The sequence below is a fragment of the Acidovorax sp. sif0632 genome (genome assembly GCF_019218805.1).
GTDB classification, from domain to species: Bacteria; Pseudomonadota; Gammaproteobacteria; order Burkholderiales; family Burkholderiaceae_C; genus Acidovorax; species Acidovorax facilis.
This window is the reverse complement of the sequence record NZ_JAHUWW010000003.1, coordinates 615,082-638,239: the sequence shown is the minus strand read 5'-3', so window position 1 is coordinate 638,239 and position 23,158 is coordinate 615,082. Positions and strand designations below refer to the sequence as shown.

21 protein-coding genes are annotated in these 23,158 nt (G+C 64.6%); 8 read left to right on the top strand and 13 right to left on the bottom strand.

Annotated features, from left to right (window positions below):
• The first annotated feature begins 85 nt into the window (after positions 1–85).
• Positions 86–6,133, top strand: a complete 6,048-nt coding sequence (locus tag KW832_RS12905) for a PLxRFG domain-containing protein (RefSeq protein ID WP_218300195.1) — start codon at positions 86–88, stop codon at positions 6,131–6,133.
• A 36-nt stretch (positions 6,134–6,169) separates the two neighbouring features.
• Here KW832_RS12905 and KW832_RS12900 read toward each other — a convergent pair whose 3' ends face one another.
• Positions 6,170–7,009, bottom strand: a complete 840-nt coding sequence (locus tag KW832_RS12900) for a hypothetical protein (RefSeq protein ID WP_218300194.1) — start codon at positions 7,007–7,009, stop codon at positions 6,170–6,172.
• 301 nt (positions 7,010–7,310) lie between these two features.
• On the opposite strand from KW832_RS12900, the gene KW832_RS12895 reads away from it, so the two are divergent.
• Positions 7,311–7,544 (top strand): hypothetical protein, encoded by a 234-nt coding sequence (locus tag KW832_RS12895; protein WP_218300193.1) that lies wholly within the window; start codon positions 7,311–7,313, stop codon positions 7,542–7,544.
• Between the two features lie 24 nt (positions 7,545–7,568).
• Positions 7,569–7,823, top strand: coding sequence for a DUF4224 domain-containing protein (locus KW832_RS12890; RefSeq protein ID WP_218300191.1), 255 nt, complete (start codon positions 7,569–7,571; stop codon positions 7,821–7,823).
• Positions 7,824–7,900: 77 nt separating this feature from the next.
• On the opposite strand, the gene KW832_RS12885 is transcribed toward KW832_RS12890, so the two are convergent.
• From KW832_RS12885 to KW832_RS12860, 6 genes are all read right to left on the bottom strand, one after another.
• Positions 7,901–8,200 (bottom strand): hypothetical protein, encoded by a 300-nt coding sequence (locus KW832_RS12885; RefSeq protein WP_218300188.1) that lies wholly within the window; start codon positions 8,198–8,200, stop codon positions 7,901–7,903.
• A gap of 113 nt (positions 8,201–8,313) precedes the next feature.
• Positions 8,314–8,784, bottom strand: a complete 471-nt coding sequence (locus tag KW832_RS12880) for a transcriptional regulator (RefSeq protein ID WP_218300187.1) — start codon at positions 8,782–8,784, stop codon at positions 8,314–8,316.
• A gap of 10 nt (positions 8,785–8,794) precedes the next feature.
• On the bottom strand, positions 8,795–9,112 hold the full coding sequence (locus tag KW832_RS12875; protein ID WP_218300186.1) for a DUF4258 domain-containing protein: 318 nt from the start codon (positions 9,110–9,112) through the stop codon (positions 8,795–8,797).
• 22 nt (positions 9,113–9,134) lie between these two features.
• Positions 9,135–9,617 (bottom strand): thermonuclease family protein, encoded by a 483-nt coding sequence (locus tag KW832_RS12870; protein WP_255577710.1) that lies wholly within the window; start codon positions 9,615–9,617, stop codon positions 9,135–9,137.
• 6 nt (positions 9,618–9,623) lie between these two features.
• Positions 9,624–9,947 (bottom strand): hypothetical protein, encoded by a 324-nt coding sequence (locus tag KW832_RS12865; protein ID WP_255577709.1) that lies wholly within the window; start codon positions 9,945–9,947, stop codon positions 9,624–9,626.
• Positions 9,948–9,990: 43 nt separating this feature from the next.
• Positions 9,991–11,031: a site-specific integrase gene (locus KW832_RS12860; protein ID WP_218300184.1), complete on the bottom strand. Its 1,041-nt coding sequence runs from the start codon at positions 11,029–11,031 to the stop codon at positions 9,991–9,993.
• A 163-nt stretch (positions 11,032–11,194) separates the two neighbouring features.
• Here KW832_RS12860 and KW832_RS12855 point away from each other — a divergent pair, with 163 nt between their 5' ends.
• The 4 genes from KW832_RS12855 to KW832_RS12840 all read left to right on the top strand — a co-directional run bounded on the left by KW832_RS12855 (position 11,195) and on the right by KW832_RS12840 (position 17,343).
• The gene (locus KW832_RS12855; protein ID WP_255577708.1) at positions 11,195–12,058 is read left to right on the top strand and encodes a class I SAM-dependent methyltransferase; all 864 of its coding nucleotides are present in this window, start codon (positions 11,195–11,197) and stop codon (positions 12,056–12,058) included.
• Positions 12,055–12,504, top strand: a complete 450-nt coding sequence (gene rnhA, locus KW832_RS12850; RefSeq protein WP_055398194.1) for a ribonuclease HI — start codon at positions 12,055–12,057, stop codon at positions 12,502–12,504. The genes KW832_RS12855 and rnhA overlap by 4 nt, the downstream gene beginning before the upstream one ends.
• Positions 12,505–12,707: 203 nt before the next feature.
• Positions 12,708–14,162: an efflux RND transporter periplasmic adaptor subunit gene (locus KW832_RS12845; protein WP_218300181.1), complete on the top strand. Its 1,455-nt coding sequence runs from the start codon at positions 12,708–12,710 to the stop codon at positions 14,160–14,162.
• 22 nt (positions 14,163–14,184) lie between these two features.
• Positions 14,185–17,343, top strand: a complete 3,159-nt coding sequence (locus tag KW832_RS12840; protein WP_218300179.1) for an efflux RND transporter permease subunit — start codon at positions 14,185–14,187, stop codon at positions 17,341–17,343.
• A gap of 85 nt (positions 17,344–17,428) precedes the next feature.
• On the opposite strand, the gene KW832_RS12835 is transcribed toward KW832_RS12840, so the two are convergent.
• The 6 genes from KW832_RS12835 to moaA all read right to left on the bottom strand — a co-directional run bounded on the left by KW832_RS12835 (position 17,429) and on the right by moaA (position 22,125).
• On the bottom strand, positions 17,429–17,761 hold the full coding sequence (locus tag KW832_RS12835) for a thioredoxin family protein (protein WP_218300177.1): 333 nt from the start codon (positions 17,759–17,761) through the stop codon (positions 17,429–17,431).
• 164 nt (positions 17,762–17,925) lie between these two features.
• Entirely contained in the window at positions 17,926–19,284 is a 1,359-nt protein-coding gene (locus KW832_RS12830) for a molybdopterin molybdotransferase MoeA (protein ID WP_218300174.1), read from the bottom strand.
• A 19-nt stretch (positions 19,285–19,303) separates the two neighbouring features.
• On the bottom strand, positions 19,304–19,849 hold the full coding sequence (locus KW832_RS12825) for a GNAT family N-acetyltransferase (RefSeq protein WP_218300173.1): 546 nt from the start codon (positions 19,847–19,849) through the stop codon (positions 19,304–19,306).
• A gap of 14 nt (positions 19,850–19,863) precedes the next feature.
• Positions 19,864–20,508, bottom strand: coding sequence for a molybdenum cofactor guanylyltransferase MobA (gene mobA / locus KW832_RS12820; protein WP_121505999.1), 645 nt, complete (start codon positions 20,506–20,508; stop codon positions 19,864–19,866).
• Between the two features lie 30 nt (positions 20,509–20,538).
• A complete protein-coding gene (locus KW832_RS12815) occupies positions 20,539–20,922 on the bottom strand; it encodes a DUF6713 family protein (protein WP_218300172.1) in 384 nt (127 codons plus the stop codon).
• A gap of 66 nt (positions 20,923–20,988) precedes the next feature.
• A complete protein-coding gene (gene moaA / locus KW832_RS12810; protein ID WP_218300171.1) occupies positions 20,989–22,125 on the bottom strand; it encodes a GTP 3',8-cyclase MoaA in 1,137 nt (378 codons plus the stop codon).
• 169 nt (positions 22,126–22,294) lie between these two features.
• On the opposite strand from moaA, the gene KW832_RS12805 reads away from it, so the two are divergent.
• The gene (locus tag KW832_RS12805) at positions 22,295–23,146 is read left to right on the top strand and encodes a type IV pili methyl-accepting chemotaxis transducer N-terminal domain-containing protein (protein WP_218300170.1); all 852 of its coding nucleotides are present in this window, start codon (positions 22,295–22,297) and stop codon (positions 23,144–23,146) included.
• Positions 23,147–23,158 lie beyond the last annotated feature (12 nt).

Here is a 23,158-nt window from a genome sequence, read left to right as displayed (position 1 = left end):
CACTCTAGCAGGGCCAGTCAGCGTCAGAAGTGCGCCAGCCCCAGTAGGGTTCGACGCCAGCCCCTGAAGTCGGAAGACTGCAGGGATGGCCAAAGACACCATCTCCTACGAAGACGCCTTCGGGCTCACATCCACTCCAGCTGCACCCAGCGCTGGAACCGTCAGCTATGAGGAAGCCTTCGGCCTCCCTCCGACGCCGCCCAAGCGCCGCACCCTTGCCGCCATTGCCAATGACACGGTAATCGAGGCCGCGAACGCAGCGGCCGGCGGTGTGTCCGCAGCGGCCAACTTTGTGCGCCCCGGCAATGCAGTCTCCGGCTGGATCGACAAGAACATCGTTCAAGTGGGCGAGGCCAGCCAGAGTGATGCCGTCAAGGCGGAGAAGCAGCGCTTCCGCCAGGGTGTGGCCAACGCCGACGGCGTGATGGACGAGCTGGGCGCCGTGGGCAGTTACGTGGTGAACAACCCAGTGCTCTCCGCAGCCCAAGCGGTCGGCTCGTTCGTCGGCCCTGGCCTGGCCGTCAAGGGCGGGCGCACGCTGGCATCCATCGCCGGTCTGAACGCTGCGCGCGGTGGCTTGGCTGGCGGTGCTGCTGCTGGTGCTGCCATGGCGGGTGGTGATGCTGCTGGCGCGGCCTACGAGCTGTCGACCAAGGCGGGCGCGACGGATGAGCAGGCTGTGGCCGCCGGGCGCGGGGCCAGCGTCCTGCCCGCTGTCATCGGTGGTGTCGGCGGCGTGGTGGGTGCTGAGCGCCTTGTGGCCGGGGCTAAGGGCTTTGCGGGTAACGCAGCCTCCCGCGCGCTGAAGACCGGGGCGGTGGAAGGTGCACAAGAGGCCATCGAGGAGGGCGTCACACAGTACGAAGGCCAGCGCGCCGCGATGCCGTTTGACGCGACCATTGATCCGAGCAAGGGCGTTGCTGCTGCAGCCGGTATGGGGGCGGCCTTGGGCGCAGCAACCGGTGGTGGAGTGTCGCTGCTCACGGGTGGCCAACAGCAACAGGCTCCAGCAGCCGCGACCGTGAATGCAGATGATCCATCTGTGGGTGCGGCTGCAGCACCTGCACAGCCTGCAGTACCTGCCATCGATCCCAATGCAGGCCCACTGTCGAAAGCGGCATCGCTGGCTGGAGACCTGGGCCTCGCACCGACACCAGCGGAGCCCACGGCGCAGGAGCAGCGCGCCACGTTGGAGGCTGCAATTTCCCGGCTGCCCGAAGCTCAGCAGCGTGAAGCCCGCCTGAACCTGGCGGACCTGGACAACCAGTCGTTGCCCGCTGGTGTTCGCGCGATGCGTGATGCGCGCCTGCAGGATCTGGTTGGCGGTGCACCGGCGGCCCCCGTGGAGCTGACGCCCCAGGACATGGAGCGGGGGCGGGTGCTGCCGAACTTCGATGCACGTTCGGATGATGCGCCGCCCGAGAGGCTGTCCCTCGCGCCCGAGCAGGACCAAGCGCCCGTCGATGGGTTGGACTTCCCTGCGCCCACCGCGCCCGAGGGGCAGGTGAACCCAGACGCAGCGCGTGTCGCAGAACTTGCCCTTGCCGCCGACCTGGCGCCTGGCGAACCGATGCAGTTGAACAGGGCCCACGCGCTGCGCCGCGCAGCTGCAGCAGAGGGCATCGCCATATCGGTGATCCCTCACCCATCGGGACGCGGCTATGACGTGGCGCCCACCGCGCGCCTTGATCCCGCTGCGCGTGCCGCCATGCCCCAGGATGAAGCCGCAGCCATGCTGCCGTTCGACCAGAGCCCATCCGGGCGCATGCTGGCCAGCCAGGACGGCAGCGTGCGCGCCGAGACTCGGCCCGAGGCCGTGGCGCTCAGCAATGAGGCGACTGCGCAGCTCCAGCAGGTTGAAGGCGAACGCCAGCGCCGCACCGACCTGGGTATGAGCAACATCACCCCGGTGGTGCCGGTGACCGAAACAGGAAACTCTGCCTTGCCCCAGGTGACCTTCGACAACGCGCCCACCGGCCGCATGGTGGCGGGGGCCGACGGTGTGCGACCAGAGCTCGGGGCCGAGGTGGTCAACCGTGCCAACCAGCCCGCGCGTGCACCTCAGACCGTGGCCAGCGACAGCGGCGCGCCGTTCGAATCGCGGCAAGTTGCCCAGCAGGCCCTGCAGCAACAGCAGCTCGCGGGCACACACGAGGTGGTTCCAGCGGGGGGCGACGAAACGCTGGGCTTCGTGCTGAAGGAGAAGGGCAGCGCGCCAGTCCCGCAGCAAATGCGGGGAAATCCCACATTTGAAGGACCCGCATCACGCGCGCCCAACTGGCGCACCAACGCCATGCAGGCCAACCGCATCGCGCGCGGCCTGGGCATCGAGACCACGGGCAAGCGCTTGCCTCAGGTGGTGGCGGAGATCGAAGCCGCCGCCGACAGTGCTGCCAAGGGGAATATGGCCAGCATCCCGACCGCTAGCACGATGAGCAGCACGGGGGCGGCCAGCACCACGGTTCCCATCACCTTAAATGCTACTGAATTTGTAGCTGCAGGCGCTGATGAGTCAAGCGCTGGCCGCACTTCGGTCGCCCCCAAAATGGGCGGACAGCTGCAGGATCGCCCCCCACGGTCTGGCCCACTCCCTGAAACGGGTGGAAATCAGGTGCCCACGCTTGTGCAGGAAGCGCCAGAAGCTATGAAATCAGGAGCGGATTCTGCCCCGGCTGGCCCGCGCCCGGCGCGCGCAGCAGCACCACGGTCCACCACCAGGATGGAGGAGGTTGGTTCCACGCGATCGGACGGCGAAGGTCTTGGTGTGCTCTTCAGCAGCAGCGACCAGGTCGTCCCGGCGCGCGGGCTATCGCCTGAAGAGGCCCAGCAGGCGGTGCAGGAGGCCCTTGCGGGGCTGGCCAACCCGCCACCAATCGACATCGTGACCCGGAGCCAGGAGCTTGGGGTCGATGCGCCGGACGGCGTAATGGGTGCGGCGATACCAGGCGAGGGCCGCATCGTCATCGTTGCCTCCGCTCACGGGAGTGCTGACGCTGTCGCTGAGACGGTTTTCCATGAGATGTTTCACCTGGGTTTGCGCAATGTGTTGCCAGCGCCCGATTATGTGCAGGCCATGCTGGACTTGGCAAAGCGTGACACCCGCGTGCAGGAGTTTGCGAACCGGTGGAAACGGGAGGCCGCGGACGCACCCCAGCAGTTGCAGGCACTACGCGACCTGGGCCATGCCGGTAGTGAGCTGACCGCCCGCTATGAGGCCCTGGCCATCGAGGAAGGCCTGGCTGTCGTGGCACAAGAGCTGCGTGCCCAGAAGCAAGCGGGCACCCGCCTTGGACTTCGGGTCCGAGCCCTGGCCAGTTGGTTGGCCAGCGTTGCCGACCGCATGGGCATGGGACGCCTTGCCGAGCGCATCCGCAAGATGACCTACACCGAAGCCGAGCGCTTCGTCCTGAAGGCCATCGATCAATCCGGCACACCCGCGCCTGTGGCGGGAACGGGCGGCGACATCACGCGCTTTCGGACACAGGGGGAAAACTCTCTGGCTGGTCGGGTCGGGGAAACGCTGAAGGGCGTCACGATCACCGATCTGAAGAAGCAGGCCGGTTTTAAGGCAACCGATTACCGTGGCCTCGGCCTGCAGCTGCTAGGCCGCCGCCAACTGGTGGACGTGTACGGTGACATGCTGCCCGAGATGCGCCGGTACAGCGATCTGATGGCGCGCATGGACGCCGACAAGAACGAAGCAGGCTCTGGCGCTGATCAGCTGGCGCAGGACTGGGCCAAGCTACCCGACGAGCGCGCGCTGGCAGAGCTGATGCACGACTCCACCCTGGCGCAGATCGACCCCTCCAAGGACTTCGTTGAGGGGGACAACAAGACCGACTGGACCAAGCTGCAGGCGCGTTACAACACCCTCACGCCCGGCGCAAAGGACGTGTATGCACGGGCACGGGACACCTACCGCCAGCACATGCGCGACGTGCGCAGCGCGATCAAGGAACGCATCGAGCGCACCGAGATCAGTTCCGAGCGCAAGGCCGCCATGCTCAAGCGGATGGACGACGAGTTCTTCGGCCACATCAAGGGCGTGTACTTCCCGCTGGCCCGCTTCGGCCAGTACGTGGTGGTGGTCAAAGACGCCGATGGCAAGGTGGCCAACGTGAGCCGGGCCGAGACCATGGCCGAGGCGGATGCCACGCGCGGGCAACTGCAGCGCGCATTCCCTTCCAGCAAGGGCTTCAGCGTGGGCAAAGTCCTCAAGGCCAAGGACTTCGTGGCTGAGCGCGACAGCGTGGGCCGGGGTTTCATGGAGCAGCTTTACGGCGTGCTGGACAAACAGGGCATGGACACCAAGCAGCGCGCGGAGCTGGAAGATGCCCTGGGCCAGCTGTACCTCTCATCGCTGCCCGACCTGTCATGGGCGAAGCACGGGATCCACCGCAAGGGCACGGCCGGTTTCAGCCAAGACGCCCGCCGGGCCTTCGCACAAAACGTGTTCCACGGCGCCAGCTACCTGGCCAAGCTGCGCTACGGCGACCGACTGCAGGACGAACTGGGCGAGATGCAGCGCCGGGTGGACGCTGGATCTACCGACAGCGGCTTCGACTCCGTGAAGGCGCAGCAGGTGGTGGACGAGATGGTCAAGCGCCACGACGCGGCCATGAACCCCAAGACGAATGCAGTGTCCACCGCGCTCACCAGTCTGGGCTTTATCTTCCACCTGGGCCTGTCGCCTGCCTCCGCCATGGTCAACCTGACGCAGACCGCCCTGGTAGCCTATCCGGTGATGGGCGCGAAGTGGGGATTCAAGAAGGCCAGCGCCGCGCTGCTCAAGGCCTCGGGTGAAGCCGCCCGGGGAAAGAACGACATCACGGGTAGCCTGAGCGCTGAGGAAAAGGCCGCGTTCGATGAGGCTGTGCGCTCGGGCGTCATCGACGTGACCATGGCCCACGACTTGGCCGGTATCGCCCAGGGCGAGGATCAGAACGTGTCGTACAAGCTGCGGCCGGTGATGCGGGCTGCCAGCTGGATGTTCCACCACGCTGAGAAGTTCAACCGCCAGATCACCTTCGTGGCCGCCTACCGCTTGGCGCGCGAAGCCGGTGCTGGCGACAAGGCAGCCTACGAGCAGGCGGTGCAGGCCACCTACGACGGCCACTTCGACTACAGCTCCAACAACCGCCCCCGGGCGATGCAAGGGAACGTCGCGCGGGTGGTGCTGCTGTTCAAACAGTACGGACAGAACATGGTCTACACCCTGGTGCGCAACGCCCAGCAGTCGCTGAAGGGTGCATCGCCGCAAGATCGGGCACAGGCGCGCAAGGCGCTGGGTGGCCTGCTGGTGATGCATGGCCTGGCGGCCGGGGCCCTGGGCCTGCCCATGGTGACGACACTGCTGGCCGCTGCCTCGATGCTGGGCGGCGACGACGACGAACCTTGGGATGCCCAAGTGGCGCTGCAGAACATGCTGGCCGACACCTTCGGACAGAAACCCGCTGAGGTGATGGCGCACGGGCTGTCCCGCCTGACCCCCTGGGATATCTCGGGCCGGGTGGGCTTGGACAAGCTGATCTTCCCGGATGTGCAGGAAGGGCTGGAAGGACAGCGCCTGGGCGAGTCCGCCATGGCTGCCGCGCTGGGGCCCGTGGCCGGTATCGGCATCAACGTGCTCAAGGGCCTGCAGGACATGGGTGACGGTCGCTACCTGCGTGGGCTGGAGGCAATGGCGCCCGCCGTGCTGCGCGGGCCGCTGAAGTCCTTCCGCTACGGCACCGAGGGCGTGCGGGACAAGTCGGGCATCGTCGTGCAGGACGAGGTGGGCGCGGCCGAGCTGCTGGGTCAAGCATCTGGGTTCTCGCCGTCGAGCGTGCGAAATTCGTTCGAGGGCAAGAGCGCCATCGTTCAGCAGGATCGCTCGCTGATGGCGCGGCGCAGTGCCCTGGTGGAGCAGTTCGCCATGGCAGCCATGGCGGGAGACGAGGAAGGGAAGTCAGAGGCCCGCGAGGCCATCGCCAGGTTCAACGAGAAGAACCCGAACCGCCGCATCCAGGCCATGCAGCTGGCGCAGAGCGTGAACATGCGGCAGAAACGGATCCGAGAAGCGCAGGAGGGGGTGTACTTGCCGGGCAAGCGGAGGGATGCGCTGGAGGCGGGGCGGTTCGCGGTGCTGGATTGACCAACCGTGTTGCGACCCGGATAGCACGTTGCAAGCTTAGACCGCCGCGCTGTCAGGCGGCATCTTGCCGCGCTTTTCTCCCTCCCGCCTGCGTTGTCGAATGCCCTTCACATATGCGTCGGTAACCAAGTCATCTGGACCGAGGTCAAGCGCGCAGTTGCCCAAGGATGCCAAAGTTCTGTCCGAGAGCTCGAAATCGCGGGGCAATGGGCCATGGTTCCTGGCACTGTTCTCGCGCAGTAGCTCGAAAAAACCTTTGAAGAAATCGGATTTTGCAGCTCTGCCAGACGTAGCGGCTTGGGTGATCGGGTCTGTAGGCTGTGGCGTAGCGCCCCCTGCATCTCGCGCCAACTCCCGGACAAAGTCGGCAGGGGTGGGCCAATACTTCAGATCAAACCTTGAGCGAACTACATCAAGAGGCTCCTGCACCCATCCGTTGAACGCGGGAAGGTCTGTCGCGGCTTTTGCGATCACATCGACAACGTGATAGTGCGTCCCGCTTCCGAAGCCTGATGCGTTGCTTAAATCTGTGCGTCGATCCATGAGCCCCGCCAGTGCTGAGGCCTGCCGCTCAATCTGCCTGTTGAGCTCGATCAGCTCCTGGCAGTCTGAGCGGGCCTGCTGCATTTCGTCGGGATGCCAAACGGTCGCTGCGCTGAACAGGGTGTCGAAAAAGACGTCCAGCCCACGCCAGGTACTGCTGAGTTTCGCGTGAATCTCTGCGTACGCATCCACGAGTTCCAGGCGGCGAGCTAGAAACCGATCGGCGACTATCACCGAGCTGGGCCAGATGCCATTTTCAATGTTGTACCGACGGTCTCGATCTATGGCTTCTTCGCAAGCGGCGGTAGCGGCGGCCAAGTTTGAATGGGGCACGGGAGCTCCTTGTGTTGAGATGCTCGGAGAGTAGATCGAAGGAGTTTTTATGTCGGTATCTGAACGCGATATTTTCGTCTCCTCTTCAGGTACGCATCAGGTTGGCAGCCCCCTGCGGGGTTTCGATCCCAGGGGGCTGCGTGGAATATGGCGACCTGGGCAGCCCCTCCGACTTTGGCCCAGCATGGCCTTTCGGGGGTTGGAGGGCCGACCTTTCAAAACCGGTGATTTGCCGTTTTCCCGCTTTGTGTGGGCGAACCTAGGAGCTAACATCAACCCTCACCAATCATCTGGGGTACGCATGACCGACACATCCGCTGCCAAACGGGGCGATCCCGTTGATCAAGGCCGACTCGCTCTTGCAACTTTGGCGGCTTGCTTTGTGAAGACTTTCAGCGAGTCTGACTCCCAATTCGCGGATCGCTTCGAGAAGTACCTGAGTGAAGCGTACGACCAACTCGGGGACATGCCTGTTTCAAACGTTGGTGCAATGGAAACTCTGAAGTGGACTCGTGAAATGCTGCGTGACCGGTAGATCGTCGGACTCAGGATAATGAACATGGACGTGACTACCCAAAAAAGCATGTTCCTGACCGCGAAAGAGATTGCGGACCTTACAGGGATTCGCATTGGAAAGCACGGCAAGACCCGTGAGCAGCTGCAAACCGAGCAGCTCAACCGCATGAAAATCCCGCACTTTGTGAACGCCCGAAACTGTCCGGTGGTGGCGCGCGCAGTTATCGAAGGCGGCGCCCAACAGCCACCACCACAACACAAAGGCTGGGAACCGGCGCTGGGGAACGAAGTACGCTGAGAGCAGCAGGCCGGGCAACCAGTGACTGCCACAGAGGAAGTGGCACGATCTCAACGTCCAGGCTTCGGTTGTACCGACTAGCCGCCCAGATGAAGCCGCCAGGCCTGGGCCACCCAGTCGCCTTCTTTGGTCCGCTCCATGCCGTGGATCTCCAGCTCGCCGGACACCATGTCCACGATGCGTGGCTCAAACAGGCGTTGGGGGTTGAAGCAGTCCAAGTGCAGAGCAGGGACAGTGCCGAACCGGCCCTCAAGGCGCACCACGGTCAACTCCCCGGTGTACTCGTGCACCTTGCTGGCAAACGGGTGCCTGCCGCCGCGCACGTAGAGCGTCAGGACCGTGGCCTTGATGGGGCTGGAGATGTGGATGGGCGACATGATGTACTGTGGAAATTTACAGTACATCGGGGCCGTCAGGGGTAACGCCCTAGTTGAGCGAGTGGGCAAAAGAAAACCGCCTCGGTGGGCGGTTGTTCGAGATTAGCGCTGTTCTAAGCCGCCAGCGCGAATCGCTCGTCGCTTGCAGCGGCGATTTTGGATGCCCATTTATGTCGCTTCTCTGTCGCGACAATCCTTTGGTTGATCACGCGATCTACGAAGCTTGCCTTCGCGATGATTTCGGCCACTTTCACATTGCCGTTCAATTTCTCAAGAAGCATCATCCTAATGATGATCTCTGCGGCCTTTGGAACGCGTCCTCTGCGCTCCCAAAGGCTTACCGACTGCTCTGTGGAACCCACTAGTTTTCCCAGGGCAGATTGTGACAAATCGAGCATGGTGCGTATAAACCGCAATTCCTTTCCGGTGATGCTTCCTTCCTTGTCAGCTATAGCCAAAGCAAGTGCTTGATGCAATCCATCAACATCGCAAATGCTCACGCCAGACCCGTATTGGGTTTCGTGCTTGGTGTAGCCGTTTTCCAGCCACACGTTGAGCAATCCGCACTCCGTGTAGTGGTACATATTTCTCTCCTTAATCACAGTAAAAAACAGTCACGCAGACTAACAATGGGTTCTCATCTGAGAGGGCGACCACTACGCAAACATTCTTACCTGCTGTGTAATGTTCCATCCGGCACTCAAGAGATTGCTTTCCCAGATTTGGCTCTGGCGGGTGTTTGATAGTTCCCTTGCGTAGGGCCTCATAGACCGCTATCACATTCACCTTTCGTTCGCGCATGCGTGCTTTCGCATGGACCGTGATAACAACGTTCGCGCTATCTTCCGCCACGCTCCGAATGCGCTTCTCTAACTGGGCGTTAGAGAGCTTGATCGCCTTTTCGTAACCCATAAAAAGTATGCCTTACTGTACATCACAACGAAGTAGATGGGCGTAGTACAAGTGCTAAGGCCCTACTGTATTGTTGTTTACGCAACGCTCTCCGCCACTCCCACGGCGCCACGGCCTCCTGGCTCCATAGCCCCCGGCTCGCATCCCGCGCCTCGGCTTCCATCTCCTGCAGGTGCTCATACCCCTTCCCATATTTGACGTAGTACCACGCCATCCCTGATCGCACCTGCTCAGTGCCCACGTCTTGCCCCTGGCACTCCACTTCCCCGAGCGTGCGGCCGTACTTGTCCAGCGTCTTTGGGGTGATGACTGCTTTGGTGTTGAAACAGAGCTTCGCCAGGTGCTGGCGCGACACCTGCCCGAAAGCCTGGCGCTTCTCGGGTGCGTCGATGGCGCTAATGCGGACGGTGATGCGTACGTAGGACAGATCCTGATCACAGCGCGCGGTCAGGGTGTCACCATCGGTAATCGCAACAACCAAGCAGAGCAGGGCGGCGGTACTCAATTGCGGTCAGGCTGGAGCCAGTTGGTCGAAGTCCGCCAGCGGCATTTCGGTGCCGTCATGCGCCACCAGCACACCCGGCGTGGCATCCGACACCTCAATCGGGCTGCCGTTGAACTTGCCTTGCTCTGGCTTCGCGCCATCCATTGGCACGCAGCCATAGAGGCGGCACAGGTGCAAATCGTCGGCCTGCTGCTTGGTGAGAACCAGCTTTTTCGGAAGCGCGGCACCATGGGCGCGCCAGTGTGCTCGGAATGCGTTTGTGGCGCGGCGGTGGATGTCTGCCATGCCTGGGCGGCAGGGCGGGAGGTCTACGGTGTTCGGGGCTGCCATGCAGGGATTCTGCCTAAGAAACTGCCCGCAATGGACGGCTTCGCTACCTCTTGGCCTTTCCGGCGCCCAGCTTCTCCAGCACATGCTTTGGCTGAATGTGCGTGTACCGCTTGAGCGATTCCCAGCTGGTGTGCCCTGAAATCAAAGACACCTCGGGGATGGACAATCCAGCCTCGAAAAGCCTGCTGATCCCTTCGTGCCGAAGGTCGTGCAGTGTGATGTCTTCCAACTCCAGCAGCTTGGCTGCCCGCTGGAAAGCCGCACTGACCGAGGCGCCCCGGTACGGGAAGATGCGGCCCTTGGTGCGCGGCAGACCTGCCAGGATGGCCTGGGCAGCAGGCGGCACCGGCACAACTTCATCCCGGGGCATGGTCGGGTGCTTGGTGTCACGCAGCAGCAGCGTGTGGGTTTCAGGGTTGTAGTCTTCCCACATGGCGTTCATGACTTCCTCGCGGCGGCGGGGCAGGGCTACTAGAAACCGCAGGATGGTTGGGAGCGGGATCATGGTGCCTTCCAGCTTGCGCCACCACGCCTCGATCTGGTCCAGCTCCTTGTCGGACACGCGGCGGTCGCGTCGCTGGCTTGGGGCCACCACCTGCATGCGCCGTAGGTGGTCCATGGCGTTTGTGACCACTGCCATGTCCAGCGGGACGCCGTGTGCCACTGGGGCGGCCCGGTACGCTGCACGCACGGCCATCATGTGGTTCAGCAGGGTGGCCGGGGAGCGCCCTGGGGCGTGCTGCACCGCCCAGTCGATGAAGTCGGCCGATGTGACGGTATCCACAGGCTTTTCGGTGAACGGGTAGGCCCGGATGTTCTTGAACCTGTGCTCGACAGCTTCGTACTCGCGCCCGATCTTCTTGAGCATCTTCACATGCGTGTCCATCAGGTCTGCCAGGGAAATCTGCCCCTGCTTGCGCGCCATCACGCCATCCTTGGCGATCCGCTTTTCCAGTGCCAGCCCCCATGCCTTGGCTTGGGCGTGGGTATCAAACGTGGCACTCTCCTGGTGGACAATGACCCCGCCCTCTTTGATGCGGACCTGGGCTTGGTGGCGGCCGTTGCGAAGGCGGATGGTTGGCATGGCGGTGTGACAGATTGGTTTTGGCACACTGATTGTCACACCAGATGGTGCTTTGGTGTGCCAAATGGTGTTTTTAGAGGCCCGCTGTCACACCGCAAACTAGTTGTAATGTGTTGATTTATAACGGAAAGTTCTAGTACATGCCGAATGGTTCCGCGCTGTCATGGAAATTATAGGTTTGCACCACTGGTTCGATTCCCCGCCGGGCCGGTACCTGCTGGCGTGGGAGCAGGCGCGCTTCGATGAGGCGGTGGCCGATATCTTTGGCTACCACAGCCTGCAGCTTGGAATGCCCTTGCTGGATGGCCTTCGCACCAACCGCATGCCGCACCAATGGCTGGCGCTGGGGCAGGAGGCGGTGCGGGGTTCCATCGCCTTTCTAGAGACCGGTAATGGCGATGCCCCCCTGCAGCGCCGCGCGGTGGATCTGCTGACAGAGCCCGTGGCCTTGCCGTTTGCGGCGGCGAGCCTCGATCTGCTGGTGCTGCCCCATACCCTGGAGTTGAGCATTGACCCCCACGCCGCCCTGCGTGAAGTGGAGCGCGTGCTCGTGCCCGAGGGCCGGGTGGTCATCAGCGGGCTGAACCCGACCAGCCTGTGGGGGCTGCGCCAGTGGCGTGCCCGCATGATCCAGCGTCTGGGTGGGGGCACTTTGTACCTGCCGGATGTGGGCGAGTTCATTGGCTACCGGCGCCTGCGCGACTGGCTCAGGCTTTTGAGTTTTGAGGTCGAGTCGGCCCGGTTTGGCTGTTATCGTCCGGCGGTGCGCAGCACCCAGTGGCTGGAGCGTTTTGGCTTCATGGACCCGTTGGGCGAGCGGTGGTGGCCTATTTTTGGCGCGGCTTATTTTCTGGTGGCGGTCAAGCGGGTTCACGGCATGCGTTTGCTGGAGCCCGCCTGGCGGTCCAGCCGACAGCGTGCCGCCTCCACAGTGCCCATTGCCAACCGGGCAGGCCCGGCGGGTGCAACGGGTAGCACCTCGCGCATATTCACAGACAGCGACGACAGAGACAGGAACACAGTTTGAACCAGGTAGAGATATACACAGATGGCGCCTGCAAGGGCAACCCCGGCCCTGGGGGATGGGGTGCATGGTTGCGTTCGGGATCGACAGAAAAAGAGCTTTTTGGGGGTGAGCTGGGCACCACCAACAACCGCATGGAGCTGATGGCCGTGATCGAGGCGCTGTCGGCCTTGAAGCGCCCCTGCGCCGTGACGCTGTACCTCGACAGCGAATATGTACGCAAGGGCATCACCGAGTGGATTCACGGCTGGAAGGCCAAGGGATGGCGCACGGCCTCCAAGCAGCCGGTCAAGAATGTGGAGCTGTGGCAGCGGCTGGACGCGCTGGTGAGCACGGCTGGTCACCGTATCGAATGGCGCTGGGTGAAAGGGCATTCGGGCGATCCAGGCAACGAGCGGGCCGATGCACTGGCCAACCGGGGTGTCGAAAAAGCCCTGGGGCGTGGGTGACGGTGGGCGTCTATCGGTGCGCAGCGTCTGTGCACCACGGCATCAGAAGCCCCCTCCGGGGCTTTTTTTGTCTCTGCAGCATGTAAAGCCTGCGTAAATCTGCCGCAATTGCCCTTGTGGGTATGCCAAGGTTTGCTGCAGCGCAAGACACGCACTGATACATTGTTTGGCTGCCTTCCCCACATCACCCGCTTCATTGATCCATGGCGTCCAAGAACAAATACATCGTTTTCGCTGTCATCGGCATCGCTGCCGCGTCGGGCGCAGCCTGGTGGCTTCAGAAACCGGCCCAGTCCGTGCGCAGCGAGGCGCCTGCCGACGGCAGGGGTGGCGCCGCGCCGGCTGGTGCGGCGGCCAAGGGTGGGGGCGCAGGCCGCCCCGTGGCGGTAGAGGCCGTGGCCGTGCGGCAGATGGCCTTGCGCGACGATGCCGAGGCCGTGGGCAGTCTGCGGTCGCGCCAGAGCGTGGTGCTGCGCCCCGAGGTGAGCGGTCGCATCACGGCGCTCAACTTTCGCGACGGCGAGCGCGTGCGGCGCGGGCAGGTGCTGGTGCAGTTTGACGACCAGTTACCCCGCGCCCAGGTGCAGCAGAGCCAGGCCGAGCTCTCCATCGCCCAGGCCAACCACAAGCGCAATCAGGAACTGGTGGCCCAGGGCTTCATCAGCCAGCGTTCGGTGGATGAAAGTGCCGCCAACCTCGAAGTGGCGCGGGCCAAATTGTCCTTGGCGCAGGCCACGGCCTCGCGCCTGAAGATCGTGGCGCCGTTTGACGGCATCGCCGGTATTCGCGGGGTGAACGTGGGCGACTACCTCAAGGACGGTGCCGACATCGTCAATGTCGAAGACCTGGATGTGGTGTATGTGGACTTCCGCCTGCCCGAGCGTTTGCAGAGCAAGGTCCGCACGGGCCAGACCGCCCAGGTGGCGTTCGACGCCTTGCCCGGCGTGCGCTACAGCGCCGTGGTGCAGGCCATCAACCCCCAGATTGACGCCGATGGCCGCTCGGTGGTGGTGCGCGGCTGCATTGACAACCGGCGTCTGCAGCTGCGCCCCGGCATGTTTGCGCGCGTGACGGCCGTGTTTTCCGAGCGCAGCGATGCCCGGGTGATCCCCGAGGAAGCCATCGTGCCCGACGGCAGCAGCCCGTATGTGTTCAAGATTGTGGATGGCAAGGAGCCTGGCAGCCGCGTGGCGCGGCGCACACCCGTCAAGCTGGGTGCGCGCACCCCCGGGTTTGTGGAAGTGGTGGATGGTCTGGCCATGGGAGATGTGGTGGTGACCGCAGGTCAGCAGCGCATCCAAAAGGATGGCACCCCAGTGCGTGTGGTGGAACTGGGCAAGCCAGGCAAGCAGAGCAATGGCGGTGCGCCATCACCAGCGCGCGCAGCCGCCTCGGCCGGGGCGGCAGGTGCAGACCGTGCTGCAGGTGCCGTGGCACCAACCGATGCACCAGCGCCCACCGGGGCTGGCAGCGCCAGCAGCCCCCGGGCAGCGGCGCAGCCGATGGCAGCCGCACCCGTTGCCAATGCTGCTACCGCCGCCGCTGCCACTGCAGCATCGGCCAATGCCGTGGTGGCGCCGTTGCTCGGCCCCAACCCTTGCCAGCTTGCGGGCAGGCCCAGCCGCGCACAACAAGGCAGCCCACGCCATCCTGCGTGATCGATGAAGTTCCAGGACTGCCATGCAACTCGCTGAAATATCGATACGCCGACCGGTCTTTGCGACCGTGCTCTCGCTGCTGGTGCTGCTGATCGGCGCCGTGAGCTTCACGCGCCTGTCGGTGCGCGAATACCCCAAGATCGACGAACCCGTGGTCACCGTCAGCGTGCGTTATGCGGGCGCGTCGGCCGAGGTGATCGAATCCCAGGTCACCAAGCCGCTCGAAGACTCCATTGCGGGCATTGACGCGGTGGACGTCATCACCTCCATCAGCCGGGCCGAGCAAAGCCAGATCAGCGTGCGCTTTCGCCTCGAAAAAGACGCCGACAACGCCGCCGCCGAGGTGCGCGACCGCACCGCGCGGGTGCGCAACCGCCTGCCCGATGCTGTGGATGAGCCCGTGATCGCCAAGGTGGAGGCCGATGCCTCGCCCGTGATGTGGCTGGCTTTCAGCAGCGAGACACGCACGCCGCTGGAGATCAACGACCTTATCAACCGCATCGTCAAGCCGCGGCTGCAGACGGTGACCGGTGTGGCCGATGTGCCCATCTACGGCGAGCGGAAATACGCCATGCGCGTGTGGCTGGACCCCGAGCGTTTGGCGGGCTACCGCCTGACCACGCAGGACGTGGAAGACGCCATCCGCCGCAACAACCTGGAGCTGCCCGCAGGCCGCATCGAGTCGCAGCAGCGCGAGTTCAGCGTCACCTCACAGACCGACCTGGCCACGCCGTCGCAGTTTTCCGAGGTGGTGATCCGCACCGTGAACGGCTTCCCGGTCCGTATCCGCGACGTCGCGCGGGTGGAAGAGGGCGCCGCCAGCGACCGCAGCCGTGTGCGCCTGAACGGGCGCGAAGCCATTTCCGTGGGCGTGATCCGCCAGGCCACTGCGAACCCGCTGGAGCTGTCGCAGGGCGTGCGCGCCATGCTGCCCACGCTCAAGGCCGACCTGCCACCGGACATCGGCATCGACATTGCCAACGACAACTCGCTGTTCATCGACCGGTCCATCAAAAGCGTCTACACCACCATTGCCGAGGCCGTGGTGCTGGTGGCCCTGGTGATTTTCGTGTTCCTGCGCACCTTCCGCGCGTCCATCATTCCCATCATCACCATCCCGGTGAGCCTCGTGGGCAGTTTTGCGCTGATGTCGCTGGCGGGTTTTTCGATCAACACCCTCACGCTGCTGGCGCTGGTGCTGGCCATCGGCCTGGTGGTGGACGATGCCATCGTGATGCTGGAGAACATCTACCGTCACATCGAGGAAGGGCTGGACCCGTTCTCAGCCGCCATCAAGGGCGCGCGCGAAATCGGCTTTGCCATCGTGGCCATGACGCTCACGCTGGTGGCGGTGTATGCCCCGCTCGCCTTTACCCCGGGCCGCACGGGCCGGTTGTTTGTGGAATTCGCATTGGCCTTGGCGGGCGCGGTGGTGGTGTCCGGCTTCGTGGCGCTGACGCTGTCACCCATGATGTGTTCGCTGCTGCTCAAGCACAACCCGAAGCCCAACTGGTTCGACCGCTCGATGGAGCGCTGGCTCACGGCCTTGTCAGACGCTTATGGCCGCCTTTTGCGGTGGCTGGTGACCGCCCGCTGGTCGGCCAAGGGCAGCGAGCGCGGGGGCGTGCGCGGCGCCATCTTCCAGGCCCGCTGGATCGTGCTGGCGGTGATGGCGGTGAGTGGTGCGGCGCTGGTGGTGGTGTACCCCAGCATGCGGCAAGAGCTGTCGCCGCTGGAAGACCGAGGCACCATCCTGGCCAGCGTCACCGCCCCCGACGGCGCCACGCTGGACTACACCAACCGCTACGCACTGGAGCTGGAAAAGATCGGCCAGGACTACCCCGAGTTCGACCGCATCTTCGCCAACATCGGCAACCCCACCGTGGCCCAGGGCAGCGTGATCTACCGCACTGTGGATTGGGAGAAGCGTGACCGCACCACGCTGGAGCTGGCGCGCGAACTGCAGCCCAAGTTGTCGGGCTTGCCTGGCGTCAACGCCTTTCTCATCACGCCGCCGTCGCTGGGTCAGGGCTTTCGCTCGCGTCCGCTCACCTACGTGATCCAGACCTCGGACAGCTACGAAAACCTCAACGCCGTCACCAACGCCTTCATGGCCGAGATCGCGCAGAACCCCGGCATCGTCGGCCCTGACGTGGACCTGCGGCTGAACAAGCCCGAGCTGCGCATCGAAGTCAACCGCGAACGCGCCGCCGACCTGGGCGTGAGCGTGGATGTGGTGGCCAAGGCCATCGAGACCATGCTGGGAGGGCGCACAGTGACGCGCTACAAGCGCGATGCCGAGCAGTACGACGTGATCGTGCAGACCGAGGCCAGGGGCCGCACCACGCCCGAGAACATCGACACCATCTACGTGCGCGGCCGCAACGAAGCCATGATCCCGCTGTCCAGCCTGGTCAACGTGCGCGAAAGCGTGAGCCCGCGCGAGCTGAACCACTTTGGTCAACGCCGCTCGGCCACCATCACGGCCAACCTGTCGCCTGACTACTCGCTGGGCGAGGCGCTGAGCTTCATGGACGCCACGGCGGCGAAAGTGCTCAAGCCCGGCTACACCACCGAACTCAACGGCACCTCGCGCGAGTTCAAGAGCTCGCAGGGGGCGCTTGGCATCGTCTTCGTACTGGCCTTGGTCTTTATCTTCCTGGTGCTGGCCGCGCAGTTCGAGAGTTTCATCGACCCGCTGGTCATCATGGTCTCGGTGCCGCTGTCGATGATTGGTGCGCTGCTGGCGCTCAAGTGGAGCGGCGGCTCGCTCAACGTGTATTCGCAGATCGGGCTGATCACGCTGGTGGGGCTCATCACCAAACACGGTATCTTGATCGTGGAGTTCACCAACCAGCTGCGTGAGCAGGGCATGGAGATGGTGGATGCGCTCGTCAAGGCCTCGGCCCAGCGCCTGCGCCCCATCCTGATGACCACCGGCGCCATGGTGCTGGGAGCCATCCCGCTCGCGATGGCTTCAGGCGCGGGCGCCGAGACGCGCACGCAGATCGGCTGGGTGATTGTGGGAGGCATGTCGCTGGGCACGCTGCTCACGATCTTTGTGGTGCCCACCATGTACACCCTGTTTGCGCGCAAGGCAGTGCCGGGTGCGAACACGGCCGTGGCTGCCGAGGAGCCTGAGCATCCGCTGCACCCGCCGCACGATTACGTGGCCAAGTAGCCATGCGGAGCCCCAATGGCGGAGCGTTGCGACCCAATAAGAAGCCCCGATGGGGCTTCTTCCTATTCGGAGTCGAACGCGTGCCTCATGCAGGTGCCGAGACGGTGTTTACGGCGTCCAGAACGTCTTGCTGCCCCTGCGGCCGCACCAGGCGAGCGACCTCCTTGCCGTCCTTCAAGAACACCAGCGTGGGCCACAGCTTGACGCCGAAGGTGCGACCCAGGCGCTGGCCGGGGCCATCTTCCACCTTGATGTGCGCTACGTCTGCGCGGTCCTTCAGCGCTTGTTCGATCAGTGGCTGCGCGCGCTGGCAGTGGCCGCACCAGGGGGTGCCAAATTCCACAACGGCGGCGCCTGTCAGGCGGTCCACCTCGTCACGGGATGGGGGTTGCGCAAGGTGCTGGGCGGTGTAGGGCATAGGCGCAAGATTTCCAAACGGGTGCAAATGAAAAGAGCCATTGTGCTGTGCTTCGCCCGCGCGGGGTGCCAAGGGCGCGGCTCCTGTGAGGGATGCTTAGCAAGGGCCGCCCCGCAGTGAAGGCGTCGGCCCCCCTGGGGGAAGGCGCGAAGCGACTCAGGGGGTCAAATAACGCCGTCAAACACCATCACATCCACCGTGTCGCCCACGGCCACGTTGCCCTGGCCGTGGTGCAGCACGATGAGTCCGTTGGCCTGCACCATCGAGCGGAGCACACCCGAGCCCTGGTTGCCCGTAGTGCGCACCTGCAGCGTGCCGTCGGCTGCGGTGGTCACGGTGCCGCGCTGGTATTCGGTGCGGCCCGGCTTCTTGCGCATGGCTTCGGTGCTGATGGCGCGCAGCAGCGGCGGGGCGGATTGTGTGCTGCCCATCATGCGCAGCAGGGCGGGGCGCACAAAGGCGAGAAAGGTCACCATCACGGCCACGGGGTTGCCGGGCAGGCCGAACAGTACCGCGCCGCTGTGGGGTGGTTGGTTATCATTTTGATAGCTTCTGGCGCTTGATGGATAAGCGCTAGAGGCCAATTTGGCTTGATTTTCTGGGGCGGCAATGCTCCCCACCGCCATGGGGCGGCCCGGGCGCATGGCAATGCGCCAGAAGGCCACGTCGCCCAGCTTTTTCATCATGGTGCGTGTGTGGTCGGCCTCGCCCACGCTCACGCCGCCGCTGGTGATGATGGCGTCCGCGCGCTGCGCTGCGTCGCGAAAGGCCGCCTCCAGCAGTGCGGGTTCGTCGCGCACCACGCCCAGGTCGATCACCTCCACGCCCAGCCGCGTGAGCAGGCCGAACACGGTGTAGCGGTTGCTGTCGTACACGGCGCCTTCGCGGGGTGGCTCGCCGAGGCTCAGGATCTCGTCGCCGGTCGAGAAATACGCCACGCGCAGGCGGCGGTACACCGTGACGGTTGGCAGGCCCAGGCTGGCGACCAGGCCCAGCGCAGCAGGCGCCAGCAGCGTGCCCTTGGCCAGCGCCACGCTACCCTCCATCAGGTCTTCGCCCTTGAAGCGGCGGTTGTCGCCGGTCTTGAGCACATCGGCCGCGATGGTGATGTGACCGTCAGCTGCGGCGGCCGTGGTGAACTCCTGCGGCACCACGGTATCGAGTCCCGTGGGCATGATGGCGCCGGTCATGATCTTGACGCACTCGCCCGCCGCCACGGTGCCCACCCAGGCTTTGCCCGCCAGCGCCGTGCCCACCACGCGCAGCGTGAGAGGCTGGCCTGCGACCAGTTGGTCGCCCGCAAACGCATAGCCGTCCATGGCCGAGTTGTCGTGGGGTGGCACGCTGATGGGTGAAATCACGTCCTGCGCCAGCACACGGCCCAGGGCGCTGAAGAGGGGCAAGTCTTCGGTGGCGCTCACGGGCTCGACCAGCCGTTCCAAGAACGTGTTCACATCGGCAGCGCTCAGGGCCTGCGGGTCGTAGCCTTGCAGTTCGGCGGCAATCTGGGCAATGGTTTTCATGGGTCTCAGTAGCTTTCAATCAGTCGTACAGCACGCGCACCATGTGCAGCTTGTCAAAGCCAACGCCGTCCACCACGATGGCGTGGGGCAGCAGGCCCCAGGCGCGGAACCCGGCCTGCTCGTACAAGCGCACGACATGCGTGTTGGAGGCCGTGACCGTCAGCACCAGCTGGGTCAGTCCGGGCACGCGGCTGGCGGCCTCAACACAGGCGGCTACCAGCTGCTGGCCGATGCCCTGGCGCTGGGCTTGTGGCGCAACCATCATGCCTACCAGCGTGGCGAGGTGCCGCTGCTTGGTGCGTTGCTCGCGCTCACAGCCCAGGCAGCCGACCAGCTGGCCTGCGGCATCGAAGGCGCCGAGGAAGAACTGACCCGACTCCGGCGCGCCAAAACGCGCCACGTACTCGCTGGCATCGCGGCCCACCGAGGATTCGTAGTCGGACGTGAACGCATCCGGCGCGGTGCGCAACGCCTCGTCGCGAAGGGCTTTGTAGGCCACAGCGTCCGATGCGACCAACGGGCGGATCAACACTGCACGGGCGACCGCAGGCGTATGCGCGTTCATCGCAGCGGTGCGTGTCAGGCCTGCGGTGCGCTCGCGCTTTCCAGCGCGTGCAGCTCAGCCAGCGTGTTGGCGTTGAAAAAGGCCTTGGGGTCGTCGCCGGGCTGGTCAAACGGCACGATGGCGCAGCGGTGCTGTGCCGTCCATGCATCAATCTTGCGGCCACCGGCCTGGGTGAAAGCGACCAGGCTTTCGAGCAGGTCCACGCGCAGCAGGCAGAACACCGGCTGGGTGCGCACGGTGGTGCGGCCCGTGCCATCGTCCTCGGGCGCTGCGGCCATGGCGATGTCGGCGTCCTGGGCGTCAGCCGCCGCCGCCAGGCGCTGGGCCAGGTCCAGGGGGAACAGCGGGGTGTCGCAGGGCACTGTCAGCAGCCAGGGCGTTTCGCAACGCTCCAGTCCTGTCAAAAAACCTGCTAGCGGCCCGGCATAGTCGCTCAGCACGTCGGGCCACACCGGTGCGCCGAAGGCTTCGTAGGCGGCCAGATTGCGATTGGCGTTGACCATGGTGGCGCCGGTCTGCATCTGTAGTCGCATCAGGGTGTGCAGGGCCAGGGGCAGGCCCCGAAAGTTCTGCAGGCCTTTGTCGACCCCGCCCATGCGGGAGCCGCGGCCGCCGGCAAGGACGATGCCGGTAATGTCTTGGGTGTCAATCTTGGTCATGGTGCGCGCGATGGAGCGTGAAATAGAGGGCTACCGCAGCGGCCGGGTACGCAGCGCGGTCAACTGCAGGCAGGAAAGGACAGCCGTGCCGACCAGCAGGCCCAGGGACACAGGTTGTACAAAGGCCTCATGTCCCAGGGCAAAAAACAGCCCGTGGATCACCACGGTCAAGGCACCGAGGCAAGGCATGAGTTTGTAGAACATCAGGGCCGCTGAATCCTCGCCACGGGCCACTTGCGACTGCGCGTACAGCACCAGCGCAATGATGGGCAGGTTCAGCAGCAAGTTGACCTGGTTGCCGCCGGGGATGTGAAACAGCTCCCACTCGTGCCAGTACGCGGCGTCGATCTGGTGGGTGACCAGAACGGCAGCGTTGGCCAGAAACAGTGCGCGGTGTTTGGGTTGAAGGGACATGGGTGGCTGTAAGGACAACGCGAGGACCGAAGCCACCGATGGTGCCCTAAAAAGTCGGCACTTTGCTTACCCGCCGATGTAGCTCATTTCCACACGCCGCACCCCTGGCGTATTGTCTGCCGGCAGGGTGCTGCGCAGCTCGGAGTAGCGGTCAGCGCGCTGCTGCCAGATGGGCGCGATGGCCGAGGCGATCGCTTCGTCGCTGGCGCCGCCGCGCAGCAGGGTGCGCAGGTCGTAGCCTTCGGAGGCAAACAGGCACAGGTACAACTTGCCTTCGGTGGACAGGCGCGCGCGGTTGCAGTCGTGGCAGAAGGCCTGGGTCACGCTGCTGATCACGCCCACCTCGCCCAGGGCGGGGTCATATTGGCCTGCGGCATTGGCATAGCCCCAGCGCTCGGCGGTTTCGCCGGGGCTGCTCGGGTCGAGCTGCACCAGCGGCAGCTCGGCGCGCAGGCGCTCGATCAGCTCGGCCGAGGGCAGCACTTCGTCCATGCGCCAGCCGTTGGTGGCGCCCACGTCCATGTATTCGATGAAACGCAGCGTGGTGCCCGTGCCCCGGAAGTGGCGGGCCATGGGCAAAATTTCGTGGTCGTTGGTGCCGCGCTTGACCACCATGTTGACCTTGATGTGCGACAGCCCGGCGGCGTGTGCCGCTTCGATGCCCGCCAGCACGTCGGCCACCGGAAAGTCCACATCGTTCATGCGGCGAAACACGGCGTCGTCCAGGCCGTCGAGGCTCACGGTCACGCGGTTCAGGCCCGCGTCTTTCAGCGCTTTGGCCTTGCGCGCCAGCAGCGATCCGTTGGTGGTCAGCGTGAGGTCGGGCGCCAGCCCGTCCACCGTGCGCAGCTGGGCCAGCTGCGCCACCAGCGCTTCCAGGTTCTTGCGCAGCAGGGGCTCGCCACCGGTCAGGCGGATCTTGCGCACGCCATGCGCCAGGAAGAGCTTTGCCAGCCGCGTGATCTCCTCAAAGCTCAGCAGCGCGCCGTGCGGCAGGTAGGGGTAGTCCTTGTCGAACACTTCCTTGGGCATGCAGTAGTTGCAGCGGAAGTTGCAGCGGTCCGTCACGCTGATGCGCAGGTCACGCAGCGGGCGGCCCCGGGTGTCGGTGAGCAGGCCTGTGGGGGCCACGGGGTGTGTGGGCACCCGCGCCGCCAGAGCGGCGATGCGTTGGTCCACCAGAGGAATCACACGTTCGGCCATGGCGTGATTTTGCCGCAAGGGGGCCTGCAGAGGGGGCAAGCCCCTGCGCGCGGAGTTGATCGCGGTCAAGTTTTGCCCAGGCGCTGGTATGGCCCGCCTTTGACATGGCGCAGGGCGCTCTGGTTGCTGCGTTGCAACAATCTGCCTATTCGATTTCAAGGGGATTCCCATGTTGACGCGCGAATTTTCTGCCGATGCCACGCCATGCCAGCGCCGTGTGGCCCTTCAGCGGGTGGCGGCGGGTGTTCTGCTGCCCACCTGGGCAACTTGGGCGACTGGAGCCCAGGCGCAGATGGGGTTGTCGGGGGCCATCAACTATGCGGGCTGGTTTCGTGCACTGTCGCAGCGCATGGCCAAGGCCTATTGCCAGCAGTACCTGCAGGTGCTGCCTGCTGCGGCGGTGGATGTGATGGGTTTGGCGCGCAAGATGGTGCAGACGGGCAGCGGCGAACTGGCCCGAGGCATGCAGTCGGGCCAGTGGCCTGCAGAAGTCGGGCGGCAGCTGGCAGAAGTGCAAAAGCAGTTTTCCCTGCTCAACCAGATGACTTCGGCGCCCGCCACGACCACGGCCCTGGTAGCGGCGGCATCGGAACAGGCCGATCGAACGCTGCTCATTGCGCAGGCCGTGACCGAGGCCATCGAAAAAATGGCACAGGCCCCCAGTGCCCGCCTGGTGAACCTGGCGGGCCGCCAGCGCATGCTGTCGCAGCGCCTGGCCAAGAACTACTTTTTGAGTGCTGCCAAGGTGGATTCCAAGGTGGTGCAGGCGCAGCTGGCGTCCGATGCGGCGGACTTCCGCCAGGCCTTGCAGACATTGAAGGCGGCGCCCGTGTCCACATCGTCCATCCGCAACGAGCTGGAGTTGGCCGACTCACAGTGGCTGTTTTTTGAATCCGCGCTGCGCCGCCCGGCCGATGACGCGGGGCTGAACGCCGTGGCCACCACCAGCGAACGCCTGCTGGGGGTGATGGACAAGCTCACCGGCCTGTACGACGCTGCCCTGCGCGAGGTGCTGGGCTGAGAGGCAGGGAGC